Genomic DNA, 12,583 nt, shown 5'->3' with positions numbered 1-12,583 from the left:
GGTCAGCTTAACTGACCGGCATTATGCCTATGCACCTTTTTTGATCTTCACGAATGGCTAACTAGTCATCCATCTCCCAGTCATCCAGCAGTTGGCGCAGCCGTTTTTGCTCCATTAAATCATCGATACGCCGGCGTGCTTCATATTTTTGCTTTGCTTTACTGTCTTTGCTGACTTCTTTGCGTAACTCAATGTCAGTGGCAATATCGTCTTCTTCTACTTGTGGTTCAACCGCTAACAACATAGACAACACCTCCGTTTTTTTTGCCTATTTACCGTTATTCCGGCCGATAAAACAGTGAATTATTTTGCAACTGACGATAAAAAATTTTTACTCCAGATCAATCTGCAATTCAGCGGCCGCCAGTAAAGGCTGAAATACCTGTTTGCGCGGTGAAACACCTTGTTTGTTTTCGACTATATTTTCAATAAAATCAATAACCTTTTCTTGAAGCCGTACTTTGTTAAGCCGGTTAATCCGGGCAATACCGCCAGGGCTCATCACATTGACTTCAATCAGCTTGCCGTTAATAACATCGATACCGGCAAAAAATAAACCGTCGCGGGCTAAGCGCGGGCCAATATGGGCACAGAGTTTTTTTTCTTGTTCCGTTAACTGGTGTTTCAGCACTGTGCCGCCGGCGTGGACGTTGGAGCGCACGTCATCTGGTGGCGGAATGCGCCGCATGGCGCCAATCGGCTTGCCATTTAGCATCAATATCCGGATATCACCTTGCTCTGCACCCTCGACATATTCCTGCAATATAACGTAGTTGCCTCTATCACCGTCGCCAATATAAAAGTCTAATAATGACCGGGCACTTTGCACGGCCGACTTTTCCATGACAATGACGCCTTTGCCGCCATAACCATTGAGCGGTTTTAAAATCATTTTGTCATTGGCTGATTCTGCTAAAACCCGGGCCAGGTAATCTTTATTCTTAGAGACATGGGTAATGGGGGTAAACTCGTTGGCCGGGTCGTGCAGGGATGCGGTATACATTTTGTTGTTAGCGATGCGAATGCCATCCAAATCATTCATTATAAAAGTGTCTTCACGTACTGAGTCCAGAAAGTTCAGCACGATGGGGTCCAGTGGCGGATTAAGCCGGATAAAAATAGCATCGAAGGCGGCCAGTGGTAATTTCTGCTGATTAAATTCTACCTTCTGATAAAAGCTGGCAATATTGCTGGAAATTTTCTGGCCTTTTACCACCACCTTGCAAAACGCCTGCGCAATACTGTCACGTACCGTCAGATTATTAGCATGAGTAATCGCCACACTGTGGCCGCGACTTACCGCTTCGTGGATCATCCGGATGGTGCTGTCACCATCCGGCATCACTTTTTCCCACGGATACATTAGAAAACAAATACGCATCGGCTACTCAATTATTTAATAGGGTATTTTATTGATAGTGTGCTAAGCATAATGGGCTTGAGCAAAAATGAAAGCGGATGATAGCGTACGCCAGTGCTTTTATTGTTGTTTTGAAAAAATAATGTTGGATGGTAAAAAAGGATGTCTGGCTGCATCTGATTGACGAGCGGTATCGTAGCTTATAAAAAAACACCAAAGGATCAGATATGGAAACAACGCAACAACAACTGCTGGAGTGGTTATACGCTACTGCAAATGGCAATCGTGCGGCATTTGAAAAATTGTATCAGGCCAGTTCAGGTAAGCTGTTTTCTGTTTCCCTGCACCTGCTTCGTCGCCACGACTGGGCAGAAGACGTGCTGCAGGATGCGTTTGTCCGGATCTGGCACAACGCGGCAGATTATCATGCCGAAAAAGGCACTGTGATGACCTGGATGATCAGTATTACCCGTTACCGGGCGCTGGACCTGCTTAAATCAAGACGGATTAAGGCTGAACATCTTGATGTAACGGACGAATTGCCTGATGAGGTGAAAACGGGGGAGGTGCTGGGCTTAACCAGGGAAAAGGTTAAGTTGGACGATTGCATGGAGGCGCTGGTACCGGAGCAACGTCAATCTATTCAGTTAGCGTATTTAAATGGTCTGAGTCATCATGAAATTACCGAGCATACCGGCTCACCATTAGGAACCGTTAAAAGCTGGATCCGTCGAGGTTTAACCCAGTTGAAGAGGTGTTTAGAAGGATGAACTATTTAGATCAACAGCGACTGGATGCCTTAGCCGTTAACTACGTACTGGGTGGCATGCGCGGCAAAGCCCGCATGCGTTTTCAAAAACTTATTTCAACCCAGACTCTGGTTAGAACAACCGTGTGGCATTGGGAGCAACACTTAAACCCGTTAGCCGCATCATTGCCTGCAACCTCGCCGCGGGCCGAGGTTTGGCAAAAAATTCAGCGCCGGCTTGGGTGGCTTGCACCTGAGCAAGTTGTTAGCAGAAGTGTGCGGCCATTCTGGCTAAGCCTGGCCACAGCCGCCAGCTTATTATTAGCGGTGGTATTGTTGCAGCCGATGCTGATGGCCCCGGTTAAGAGTGAAGTGGCGATTATCCAGACCTCTGAAGCCAAAGCATTGTGGTTGGTGTCACGGCAGGAGCAGCAATTGGTGCTAAAAGCGACCGCTGCTGTTTCTGCGGCAACTGACAACGACTATCAACTGTGGATGTTACCGGCCGATGGGCAGCCGCCAATATCACTTGGCTTATTACCGCAGCAAGGCGAAAGCGTAGTGCAATGGCCAGCTGCTGCACAGGGCATTGATATTGCTGCACTGGCGGTAAGTTTTGAACCGTTAGGTGGCTCTCCAACCGGCCAGCCTACCGGGCCCGTGCTGTTTACCGCAGAGATTATTGCAATATAGTACAGGCACGCTTATTCCTCTTAAAAAACCGCTTCGGCGGTTTTTTTATTTTTTATTTTAATATTTTTTATTTAGCTGCATCCAGTTGTAGAAGTCAGTCGTTACTTGGTGGCAACTTAAATCAAAAAGGATCCAGGTTATGCAACGTTCAATTTTATTTTTAGCGATTACATCAGCATTAAGCACGGCGATCATTGTTAGCGATGTTCAGGCATCAAGCCACCGTGAGGCGCCCAGCATCACCCGTTCACCCACTGTGGATGCAACAGACTTCTACGTGTTTAATAGCTACGAAACAGGAAGGGAAGGCTATGTTACGCTGATTGCCAATTATATTCCTTTGCAGGATGCGTACGGTGGCCCGAATTACTTCGCACTAGACCCCGCTGCGGTTTATAGCATCCATATCGACAACGATGGTGATGCCATGCCGAACTTAAGCTTTAATTTTCGTTTCAGCCAAAGTCTGGTAAACGAGGGAAATGGCGTGCAACTTGCCATCGGCCCTGAAGGTAACCAGCGGATGGTGGGCGTGCCATTGAAAAATGTTGGCGCCATAACCAGTGACAGCAGTGCCGCCCTTAATTTTATTGAGAACTACAGTGTTGAACTGGTTAATGGGGCAGATGTCAGCAACCTGATGTCTGCTGATGGTGCCATGCAGTTTACCAAGCCCTATGACAATGTTGGTAATAAAACCTTTACCAGCAGTGCCGCCTACCAGGCCTATGCTGATCAATATGTATATGACGTTGCCATGCCGGGTTGTGATGCGATGAGTCGGATATTTGTCGGTCAGCGCAAAGACCCGTTTGTGGTAAACCTGGGTGAAACATTCGATTTGGTAAATTATGTACCGGTTGAAGGTGATAGCGCACCGGGTGCGGGCGATGGTGGTGGCTTTCCGGGTGGTATTACCCAAAGTGACAACAACGACGACCTGCTGGATAAAAATGTGACCTCGCTGGCCATTGAAGTACCTACAGCTTGTATCACCGGCAGTGGCAACGGTGTCGTTGGCGCCTGGACTACCGCCAGTTTGCCGCAGGCACGTATTTTAAACCCTAATGCCACCTTCGCTAAACCGGAAGTTAATGGTGGTGCGTTAGTGCAGGTATCCCGCTTAAGTAACCCGCTGGTCAATGAGTTGGTTATTGGTTTGGCTGACAAAGATAAATTTAATAGCAGTAAACCGGCGGATGATGGTCAGTTTGCCGATTATGTGACGCACCCGAGCTTACCAGCTTTGTTAAATATTTTGTTTAAAGATGCGGTTAACAGCACGCTTAATACCAATATCGAAGATTTGGCACCGTCTAACTTTCCGCGTCTGGATTTAGTTAATGCATTTTTAACCGGAGTCGAGGGCGTCAATCAGTTAGCTACCGTGACCCCGTCAGAAATGTTACGCCTTAATACCACAATCCCGGCAAAACCTGCCGCGATGCAGTCTGCTTTTGGTGTGGCAGGGAATGATTTAGCCGGCTTCCCTAATGGTCGTCGTCCGGGCGATGATGTTGTCGATATTGCGCTACGCGTAGTAATGGGTGCGCTGTGTCATGATATTCCGGTAAATGGTACGCCTACTAACCTTGGTTATTGTATGCCGGAAGATGCGCCAGTGGGAAATGTGTCATTTACCGATGGTGCACCGCTAAACGCGACTATGCTGAACAGCGAGTTTCCTTATTTACTAACGCCGCTGGCTGGCTCACCTAACTAAGGAGGTTGTGATGAACAACTTAGCTTTAAAAACCGCTTTGGTGCTGGTAACAGTGGCGGCACTTTCAGCCTGTAACAGCAGCGATAAGCCCAATGAGGCTCCTGTGCTGGTCAGCACCAGCTTTGTAACTGAAACCGATGAAGCCATTAATGATAAATTAGTGGCTTCGGATCCGGAAAATGACCTGCTAGGGTTTGCCCTGGTAACGCAAGCGGCAAGTGGCATGGTTAGTGTGCAAAGTAACGGCCAGTTTGTTTATACCCCTGGCAGTGAATTCACCGGTGATGATAGCTTCAGTGTGGCAATTACTGACGGTGAAAATGTGGTTGAGGCAACCGTGATGATTGATGTACAGGTCGCGGTAGTATCATTTTTAGACTATAGCCGTACTGCTTTTAGTCAGGATGCGACCGATACACCATTATCAGTGAATGGTCGGGTATTTACTGCTGACGCTATGGCTGAAGCAGATTATGCCGATCTGTTACAGGGCCTTTAGCCGTAACTAAAACGGGGCGGAGTATCGCCCCGTTTTTTATCAGGGCATACCGATGAAATATTTCCTATTTTTACTTCTTGTTGCATGGTGTTCTGTCGCCAGTGCCCAGAGTTATAAGCCGGCCGCAAACGAGACACTGGCCATTGGCTCTGCATTGCCATTAACCGATCAGATGTTGGCACTGCAGCAACGGATCACCATGCAACCAGAAGATAGTGATCTGCTGAAACTGACTGCCTTGTATTTACAAGGGGCACGCCAACCGGGATATGACAGCTGGTTCCATGAAGCTGAATATTGGCTTAGCAAAGTCAGTACCGATAACCAAGTTAGTATAGATTACTGGTTACTGCGGGCAGATCTTGAGCAGCAGCAGCACCAGTTTGACAGCGCCTTAACCCGGCTTGAGCGGGTATTTCAGCAACAACCTCAACATTTATCGGCCAGCCTGATGGCCGCACGCATTTATCTGGCAACCGCACAACATCAGGCAGCGCAACAGGCTTGTGCCAGATTGTGGCAGCAAGACTTATTTTTATTTTCAGTGTGCAGCTATGAAGTAGCCGGGCGAAAAGGTAATTGGCAACAAAGCTACACCGCCCTGCAGGCTTTGTATCAGCGCCAGCAGAGCTTGCCCACAGCTATTGACTTGTGGTTACGCGGCATTCTGGCTGAGCAAGCCGAACAAACCGGGCAGTTGGCCGAGGCCCGGGACTGGCTTAGCCCGGTGCTGACACAGGCACCGACCAGCTTGTGGCTGAAGTGGGCTGATTTAAGCCTGGCTCTGGGGGACGATGAGCAGGTATATCAGCAACTGCTGACGAAACATCAGCAGCTGGGGCTGGCTGATAGTCTTCTGGTAAGACTGGCTGCTGCTGAGCAACGGCTTAATAAACAGCCTGTTATCAAACCTGAACTGGCACAAAGAATAACAGTCAGGCTGGCGCGTGGTGATACCGATCATGCCGCTGATATTGCTCACTACTACTTAAAAGTGACACCTGATGCAGCCGCCGCATTGCAATGGGCTGAACTTAACTATTTAACCGCCAAAGAGCCAGATGATGTTGTTTTGCTTGAGCAAAGCAAGCTGGCGCTGCGCCATCAGCAAAGGAACAAGTAATGAACCGAAACGTTAAACTGGCCTGTTGTGTTATCGCCGCTACCTTAGTGGCTCCAGCAGCTTTGGCCCATAAATTTAGTACAGCGTACATGGATGTAACAGTAAATAATGATCAGCCCGTGCTGCTCTGGAAAGTTGCGCTGCATGATCTGGCTCAGGCCCGCCTGATTGACGCTGACAATAGCCATCAGGTCTCCTGGCAGCAGGTTATGGATAGTGCGCCTACCCTTGAACGCTATTTAACCGACAACGTGACGTTTACCAGTGCCGGTAAATCCTGTCAACTTTCAGCTGCCATCGCAGCAGACTGGCAGTTGCAGCAACTACAACGCGATCTTTATTTAGTATTACCGCTGGCAGTCAGTTGTCCCGGTAAAAGTGAATGGCAACTGACCTACCGGGCATTGTTTGCCAGCGAACCCAGCCATAAGCTGCTGCTGTCCTGGCAGGTGCCCGGAGCCTCTGCCAATGCCGTACTGGCTGCAGATGCGGCGATTTTTCCAATTTACTAAGCCTTTTTTTGGAGCTCTTTACGGGCTGCTTTTACTGAACCTTTTATTAAACCGCTTTCTCAGGATGCACCATGAAAAACTTTCGATATTGTTTGCTGTTCAGTGCCATTACATTAGCCAGTTTACCAGCGCGGCTGGCCGCAGATCCTCTGTCAGCACATGTTATGGAGCAAATTACCATTAAAGGCCGGCAAACCGACTTACTCGGCCAGGCCAGCTCGGCATCTGAAGGGATAATAGGCAACGCGGAAATAAGTGATCGGCCACTACTGCGCACCGGCGAAGTGCTGGAGTTTATTCCTGGTATGGTGGTCACCCAACATAGCGGCAGTGGCAAAGCGAACCAGTATTTTCTAAGGGGGTTTAATCTGGACCATGGTACTGATTTCAGCACCGCTATTGATGGTATGCCAATCAATATGCGAAGCCATGGCCATGGTCAGGGCTATACCGACTTAAGCTTTATTATGCCCGAGCTTATTAGTCAGATTGCCTATCAGAAAGGGGCATATCAGGCTGAAGATGGTGACTTCTCCGCGGCGGGCTCGGCCCGGTTCAGTCTTCAAAACCGCACCCCAACCGAAATAGTGCTGGGTATTGGCCAGGATAATTACCGTCGTTTACTGGCTAAGGGCAGCAGCAAACAGGGCAACGGTAATTTGCTGTTGGCCGGCGAGTTGCAGCACTACGATGGTCCCTGGACTGATATTAAAGAAGATGTTAAGAAAGTGAACGGTTTGGCGCGCTACAGCCAGCCATTGGGCAGCGGCCAGTTATCGGTCACGGCCATGGCCTATGACAATAGCTGGAACGCCGCCGATCAGATACCCGCGCGGGCAGTTGCCAGTGGCAAGATTGACCGGCTGGGTTCACTGGACCCTACCGTCGGCGGTCAGAGTAACCGTTATAGTGTGTCGGCAAACTGGTACAGCGATGCCTGGCAGGCGAGTGCCTACCTGATTGATTCTGAGATGGACCTCTGGTCTAACTTTACCTACTTTTTAACTGATCCGCTAAATGGGGATCAGTTTCAGCAAGTAGATAAACGCCAGATTGTTGGCGGTGAATTAAGCCATCACTGGCACCACCGGGTGGGACAATTTGCAATAGAACATGTTGTTGGGGTGCAGCTACGTTATGACGATATTGCTGAAGTCGGGTTGTACAATACCCGGGCGCGGCAGCAGTTAAATACCGTGCGCAGTGATAAAGTTCAGCAGGGCTCTGCTGGGGTGTTTAGCCAATCCGATATCCAGCTTACTGCAGACTGGACCGCGCACCTGGGGGTGCGTTACGACTATATGGACGCCGCTGTTGATAGTGCGTTAACTACGGCTAATTCTGGCGACGCTTCAGACGATATTGTTACCCTCAAAGCAGGCATCAGTTATCAGTTTTCACCAAACTGGCAGGCTTATCTGAATACGGGCCAGGGTTTTCATTCCAATGATGCACGGGGTGCCACTACAGTAGCTGATCCGGTAACGTTAGAAACAGTTGAGCCGGTCGACTTACTGGTAAAATCTGACGGCGCTGAGCTTGGCCTACGTTTCTTTGATTACACCGCGTTTAATGCATCCCTGGCAGTCTGGTATCTTCAGCTCGATTCAGAATTGCTGTACGTAGGTGATGCCGGGACTAATGAAGCTAATCGCGGCAGTAAACGCTATGGTGTGGAGCTGGCGGCGTATTACTGGATTGGTAGTAACTGGAGTCTGGATGCCGAGCTGGCATTAACCCGCTCCCGCTTTACCGGTACCGAGGTGGGGGAAGGAAATTATGTTGATGGTTCATTGCCACTGGTTGCCAGCATGGGGCTGATTTACAAAGCTGATCGTCCCTGGCAAGCCAGCTTAAGGTTGCGCCATTTTGGTAAACGGACCCTGGATAGTTTTAATGAGCAACGTTCTGCCGCAACCACCGTGCTAAACGCCGGTTATCAATATGCCTGGCAACAGTGGCAGTTTGGGGTAGATTTATTAAATTTACTCGATAGCACGGACAACGACATTGACTATTATTACAGCTCGCGTTTGCAGGGCGAGCCGGCTGCTGGCATAGAAGATCGCCATTCGCACCCGTTAGAACCCAGAACATTACGTTTAAAGCTGACTTATCGCTTTTAAACAGGGATGGTTGCAGCTTTGGAGATCGGTTTAGGCTAAGCTAACGTAACAGCTAGGCTTACACCCAACATATTACTGGAGAATTACGATGAAAAAATGGTTAAGTGCCGCGGCGGTGTTAGGGTCGTTAACGGCTATGCCAGCAATGGCGAATCAATGTGGTGAAATACTCAGCCATGCGATGCAACAGTTAAACACCCGGGAGACTGTTGATTTATGCGAGCAGTACCAAGGTAAAACCGTATTAGTAGTTAATACCGCCAGTAAGTGTGGTTTTACCAAGCAGTTTGAAGGTTTGGAAGCGCTTTATCAGAAGTATCAGGACAAAGGCCTGGTGGTATTAGGTTTTCCTTCTGACAGCTTTAAACAGGAATACGACGATGCCGAAAAAACGGCTGAAGTGTGTTACCTGACCTATGGCGTTAAGTTCCCGATGTTTACCACCACTAAAGTAAAAGGTGATGAAGCTAACCCGGTATTTAAAGCGTTAATCACCAAAACCGGTGAAACGCCATCGTGGAATTTTAATAAGTATCTGGTCAGCGCCGATGAGCAAACGGTAAAGCATTTTGGCAGCCGCACCGCGCCGGATGATAAAGACTTTATTGCTGAGCTGGAAAAAATGCTGGCTGCGAATAGCGGTACTGAAAAGACAACTAAATCTGGCGAATAAAGGCTTGACCAGAGGGGCAGCTGCGGCTAGAACCTCGATTTGGACATCACAGAGTGTCTGAGTGAGTGCGCAAGCGCGAGCGAGTTGCTGTGATGGGCCAAAGCGAGTGTTGTAGCTAAAGCAGTTGCCCTTGCACTAACCGCAGTTGACACACTATTACCGTGGCTGACGTGTATCATCGACTGATGACTATTTTTGGCTTTGCTCAAACGCCTGGTCAACTGTCGTGGGTTTTGCTTCTGCGGCCGAACGGGCAAGCACATCACAACGCTCATTTTCAGGGTGACCGGCATGGCCTTTAACCCAGTGCCACTCTACCTTATGTTTTGCCGCGGCAGCATCTAACCGCTGCCATAAATCCTGATTCTTAACCGGTTGCTTCTGGCTGGTTTTCCAATTATTGCGTTTCCACCCAGCCAGCCATTGCATAATACCCAGCCGCACATACTGGCTGTCGGTGGTCAGATCAACCTGGCATGCAGACTTTAAACTCTCCAGTGCAATAATCGCGGCCAGCAATTCCATTCGGTTATTGGTAGTAAGGCGAAAACCGCCGCTCAGTTCTTTGCGATGCTCGTTGTACACCAGAATGGCGCCATATCCGCCGGGTCCGGGGTTGCCAAGACAAGAGCCATCGGTATAGATCGCAACACTTTTCTGCATAAAGCCTTTCCTCGAAGCAAAACGGCGTATAATCTAACTTAAATGCAGTAAAAAGCGAAATCTCTGATGGCAAAACGACAAATTATTCTGGATACCGAAACCACGGGTATCAACCCGCGGGAAGGTCACCGCATTATTGAAATTGGCTGTGTGGAGCTGGTAAACCGCCGTTTTACCGGCAACAACTATCATGTTTATATCAACCCTGAGCGGGAAATTGAAGCCGAAGCGATTGCCGTGCATGGCATTACCAACCAGCGCTTAGCAGATGAGCCCAAATTCCGGGATATTGCGAAAAGTTTTTTTGAATATATTCAGGGCGCTGAACTGGTTATTCACAATGCGGCGTTCGACGTGGGGTTTATTGACCATGAATTTGCCCGGCTGCGTCCGGTTTTACCCCCGGTAAACGAATACTGTGCCGTGCTCGATACCCTTAAATTAGCGCGGGAGCTGCACCCGGGCCAGAAAAATAACCTGGATGCACTGTGCCGGCGCTACGACATCAACAACAGCCACCGTACGTTGCACGGAGCCTTGCTGGATGCGGAAATTCTGGCCGATGTCTACCTACTGATGACTGGCGGCCAGGTCAGTTTAAATCTGGCGGCAGAGCAAGATCAGACAGAGCAGGGCAATAGTGGCCAGCCGGTTATTATTCGTAGCAGTAAGCTAAAGGTTATTAAGGCTTCTGCCGATGAACTGCAAGCGCATGAAGCGCGGCTTGATTTAGTTCAGAAGAAAGGAGGAAGCTGCCTGTGGCGCAATTAAGAGCACAGTGGTGGTGTTTGCTGGTACTGGTATTGCTGTGGCCTGCAGCGAGCCAGGCACGTCAGGACTCAGCTATGTCTGCTGAACAACCGCAGACTGAAGCACAGCTAAACACAGACGCAGAAACAGCTAGCACGGTAGCAGACGGTGCGGTAACCGATGGTTTTGCGCTGCTCGACGATTTGCCTACCAAAAATCAAATCCCTTTTTTTGAAAATCGTTTTCGGATTGATAGCGAAGTAGACACCATAACTTTACTGATGTTTCGCCGCCCAGGCAGTGCCTCTGTGGTGTTGGTCAGGCCGGATGGCAGCAAACTGCATTTTAATACTGCTGAAGAAAATAAAGTACGCTGGCACGATGCCGCCAGCTATGACTTAATTGAAATTGACAACCCGATGCCCGGCCCCTGGCAAGCTATTGGCCGGATCCTGCCAGAAAGTCGGGTTATGGTGCTTACCGATATTAAGCTGGATGTTGATCCGTTGCCCGATAATTTAATGGTTGGAGAAACCGTGAAAGTTACCGCGCGAGTACTTAATGGCGGAGCGGCAATTAATGCCCGCGAATTTAGTGACGTGTTAATGCTGGAAGTAATTTTTATCAGTACTAACAACGCTGACTATGACAACTTTGGCCGCGGCATCATTCAGGTGGCAACGTTTCGTGATGACGGTCGTGGCTTTGATGAGCGCGCCCGCGATGGCGTATTTACCGGCGAATTTAAACTGGATTTTGTGGCCGGCCAGTGGACGCCAAAATATATGGTTCGCACCGCACTTTACACCCGCGAACTGGAGCAGGAGCCGCTTATTTTGAAACCGGCGCCAATCACTCCCCAGATTGAGTTGGCAGCAACGGATACTGACCATCATCAGGTTGTTTTTAAACTGACCGAGCCGGGCGTTGTCGCAGACAGTTTATTGATCCAGGGACGCATACGTTATCCTGATGGCAGCATTGATCCGTTTGCACTGAACGCGCAGGATAATCCCGATGCAACGCTGCAAGTACTAAACAAGGGCTTTGGCAGCTATATTTTGGAAACAGCTGTGTTTGGTAACTGGCACAGTGGTCGGGAGTTCATGTTGACCATGCCGGAACTGAGCTTTGTGGTGAATCAGCAAACCTTCGCTGCACCCGAACTTGAACAGTTGCCTGAGCAACTTATCGCTGAGCGTGCTGCAGAACAACCCGAGCCGATACCAGAGTTTCCCTGGGCGCTGGTCATTGGTATTAACTTGTTTATTCTCATCGCCGGTAGCCTTGCTATCTGGTTAATTATGAGCGGTAAAAAGCCAGCCGCCTTGTTATTCTGGCGCAAGCCGTCCGCCAGTGCTACCCATGCTGCCAAACCAGCAAAAACCGCCGGCAACAACACAAAAAAAGCAACTTCGCCGACAAAAGCGCAAAAAAACAACGATCTGGATGATATTCTGGATCTTTCCCTACCGGATGATTAAGGAATAGCCAAAAGCAACGAAAAAGGAGTTGACGGGCTTTGGCCTTATCCGTATCATTCCCGCCGCACCAGACGATACCCAAATGAAATTGTCTGGTGTAATTAGCGCGGAGCGGTAGTTCAGTCGGTTAGAATACCGGCCTGTCACGCCGGGGGTCGCGGGTTCGAGTCCCGTCCACTCCGCCAATTATTCGATAACCTCGCCTAGCGCGAGGTTTTTTCGAATCTGA

The 12,583-nt window shown here is 49.2% G+C and carries 13 protein-coding genes and 1 tRNA gene; 11 read left to right on the top strand and 3 right to left on the bottom strand.

Translation table 11 applies throughout. The features are described from left to right. Positions 1-61 precede the first annotated feature (61 nt). Together B2X65_RS07605 and B2X65_RS07600 are read right to left on the bottom strand one after the other, a co-directional pair. Entirely contained in the window at positions 62-244 is a 183-nt protein-coding gene (locus B2X65_RS07605) for a PA3496 family putative envelope integrity protein (RefSeq protein ID WP_290611699.1), read from the bottom strand. Positions 245-331: 87 nt separating this feature from the next. Further along, positions 332-1,381 (bottom strand): glutathione synthetase, encoded by a 1,050-nt coding sequence (locus B2X65_RS07600; RefSeq protein ID WP_290611698.1) that lies wholly within the window; start codon positions 1,379-1,381, stop codon positions 332-334. Between the two features lie 206 nt (positions 1,382-1,587). Here B2X65_RS07600 and B2X65_RS07595 point away from each other — a divergent pair, with 206 nt between their 5' ends. From B2X65_RS07595 to B2X65_RS07560, 8 genes are all read left to right on the top strand, one after another. Beyond that, on the top strand, positions 1,588-2,130 hold the full coding sequence (locus B2X65_RS07595; RefSeq protein ID WP_290611697.1) for a sigma-70 family RNA polymerase sigma factor: 543 nt from the start codon (positions 1,588-1,590) through the stop codon (positions 2,128-2,130). Then, positions 2,127-2,801, top strand: a complete 675-nt coding sequence (locus B2X65_RS07590; RefSeq protein WP_290611696.1) for an anti-sigma factor — start codon at positions 2,127-2,129, stop codon at positions 2,799-2,801. The genes B2X65_RS07595 and B2X65_RS07590 overlap by 4 nt, the downstream gene beginning before the upstream one ends. Positions 2,802-2,940: 139 nt before the next feature. Continuing rightward, positions 2,941-4,524: a DUF4331 domain-containing protein gene (locus B2X65_RS07585; protein ID WP_290611695.1), complete on the top strand. Its 1,584-nt coding sequence runs from the start codon at positions 2,941-2,943 to the stop codon at positions 4,522-4,524. A 10-nt stretch (positions 4,525-4,534) separates the two neighbouring features. Further along, positions 4,535-5,023 carry an Ig-like domain-containing protein gene (locus B2X65_RS07580; protein ID WP_290611694.1) on the top strand — a complete coding sequence of 163 codons (489 nt, stop codon included), beginning with the start codon at positions 4,535-4,537 and terminating at the stop codon, positions 5,021-5,023. A 52-nt stretch (positions 5,024-5,075) separates the two neighbouring features. Then, complete coding sequence (locus B2X65_RS07575) at positions 5,076-6,146, top strand: tetratricopeptide repeat protein (protein WP_290611693.1); 1,071 nt, start codon at positions 5,076-5,078, stop codon at positions 6,144-6,146. Continuing rightward, complete coding sequence (locus B2X65_RS07570; protein WP_290611691.1) at positions 6,146-6,658, top strand: hypothetical protein; 513 nt, start codon at positions 6,146-6,148, stop codon at positions 6,656-6,658. Before B2X65_RS07575 ends, B2X65_RS07570 begins: the two co-directional genes overlap by 1 nt. A 71-nt stretch (positions 6,659-6,729) precedes the next feature. Beyond that, complete coding sequence (locus tag B2X65_RS07565) at positions 6,730-8,784, top strand: TonB-dependent receptor (protein ID WP_290611690.1); 2,055 nt, start codon at positions 6,730-6,732, stop codon at positions 8,782-8,784. Positions 8,785-8,872: 88 nt separating this feature from the next. Then, entirely contained in the window at positions 8,873-9,457 is a 585-nt protein-coding gene (locus B2X65_RS07560) for a glutathione peroxidase (RefSeq protein ID WP_290611689.1), read from the top strand. 189 nt (positions 9,458-9,646) lie between these two features. Here the strand turns inward: B2X65_RS07560 and rnhA are convergent, their stop codons facing one another. Beyond that, positions 9,647-10,120: a ribonuclease HI gene (gene rnhA / locus B2X65_RS07555; RefSeq protein WP_290611688.1), complete on the bottom strand. Its 474-nt coding sequence runs from the start codon at positions 10,118-10,120 to the stop codon at positions 9,647-9,649. A gap of 66 nt (positions 10,121-10,186) precedes the next feature. On the opposite strand from rnhA, the gene dnaQ reads away from it, so the two are divergent. From dnaQ to B2X65_RS07540, 3 genes are all read left to right on the top strand, one after another. Further along, positions 10,187-10,891 carry a DNA polymerase III subunit epsilon gene (gene dnaQ, locus B2X65_RS07550; protein WP_290611687.1) on the top strand — a complete coding sequence of 235 codons (705 nt, stop codon included), beginning with the start codon at positions 10,187-10,189 and terminating at the stop codon, positions 10,889-10,891. Then, the gene (locus B2X65_RS07545; RefSeq protein WP_290611686.1) at positions 10,879-12,354 is read left to right on the top strand and encodes a TIGR03503 family protein; all 1,476 of its coding nucleotides are present in this window, start codon (positions 10,879-10,881) and stop codon (positions 12,352-12,354) included. The genes dnaQ and B2X65_RS07545 overlap by 13 nt, the downstream gene beginning before the upstream one ends. A 108-nt stretch (positions 12,355-12,462) precedes the next feature. After that, positions 12,463-12,539, top strand: a tRNA-Asp gene (locus B2X65_RS07540). The last annotated feature ends 44 nt before the right edge of the window (positions 12,540-12,583 follow it).

Origin of the sequence: Arsukibacterium sp. UBA3155 (genome assembly GCA_002364615.1) — a bacterium.
Classification (GTDB): domain Bacteria; phylum Pseudomonadota; class Gammaproteobacteria; order Enterobacterales; family Alteromonadaceae; genus Alishewanella.
The sequence above is the reverse complement of the archived record's forward strand: the minus strand, read 5'-3'. Positions and strand labels throughout refer to the sequence as shown.

Coding starts and splice junctions, on each gene's coding strand:
- B2X65_RS07605 (WP_290611699.1), bottom strand. CDS start 244: ATGTTGTTAGCGGTTGAACCACAAGTAGAAGAAGACGATATTGCCACT.
- B2X65_RS07565 (WP_290611690.1), top strand. CDS start 6,730: ATGAAAAACTTTCGATATTGTTTGCTGTTCAGTGCCATTACATTAGCC.
- B2X65_RS07580 (WP_290611694.1), top strand. CDS start 4,535: ATGAACAACTTAGCTTTAAAAACCGCTTTGGTGCTGGTAACAGTGGCG.
- dnaQ (WP_290611687.1), top strand. CDS start 10,187: ATGGCAAAACGACAAATTATTCTGGATACCGAAACCACGGGTATCAAC.
- B2X65_RS07560 (WP_290611689.1), top strand. CDS start 8,873: ATGAAAAAATGGTTAAGTGCCGCGGCGGTGTTAGGGTCGTTAACGGCT.
- B2X65_RS07595 (WP_290611697.1), top strand. CDS start 1,588: ATGGAAACAACGCAACAACAACTGCTGGAGTGGTTATACGCTACTGCA.
- B2X65_RS07570 (WP_290611691.1), top strand. CDS start 6,146: ATGAACCGAAACGTTAAACTGGCCTGTTGTGTTATCGCCGCTACCTTA.
- B2X65_RS07585 (WP_290611695.1), top strand. CDS start 2,941: ATGCAACGTTCAATTTTATTTTTAGCGATTACATCAGCATTAAGCACG.
- B2X65_RS07575 (WP_290611693.1), top strand. CDS start 5,076: ATGAAATATTTCCTATTTTTACTTCTTGTTGCATGGTGTTCTGTCGCC.
- B2X65_RS07600 (WP_290611698.1), bottom strand. CDS start 1,381: ATGCGTATTTGTTTTCTAATGTATCCGTGGGAAAAAGTGATGCCGGAT.
- rnhA (WP_290611688.1), bottom strand. CDS start 10,120: ATGCAGAAAAGTGTTGCGATCTATACCGATGGCTCTTGTCTTGGCAAC.
- B2X65_RS07590 (WP_290611696.1), top strand. CDS start 2,127: ATGAACTATTTAGATCAACAGCGACTGGATGCCTTAGCCGTTAACTAC.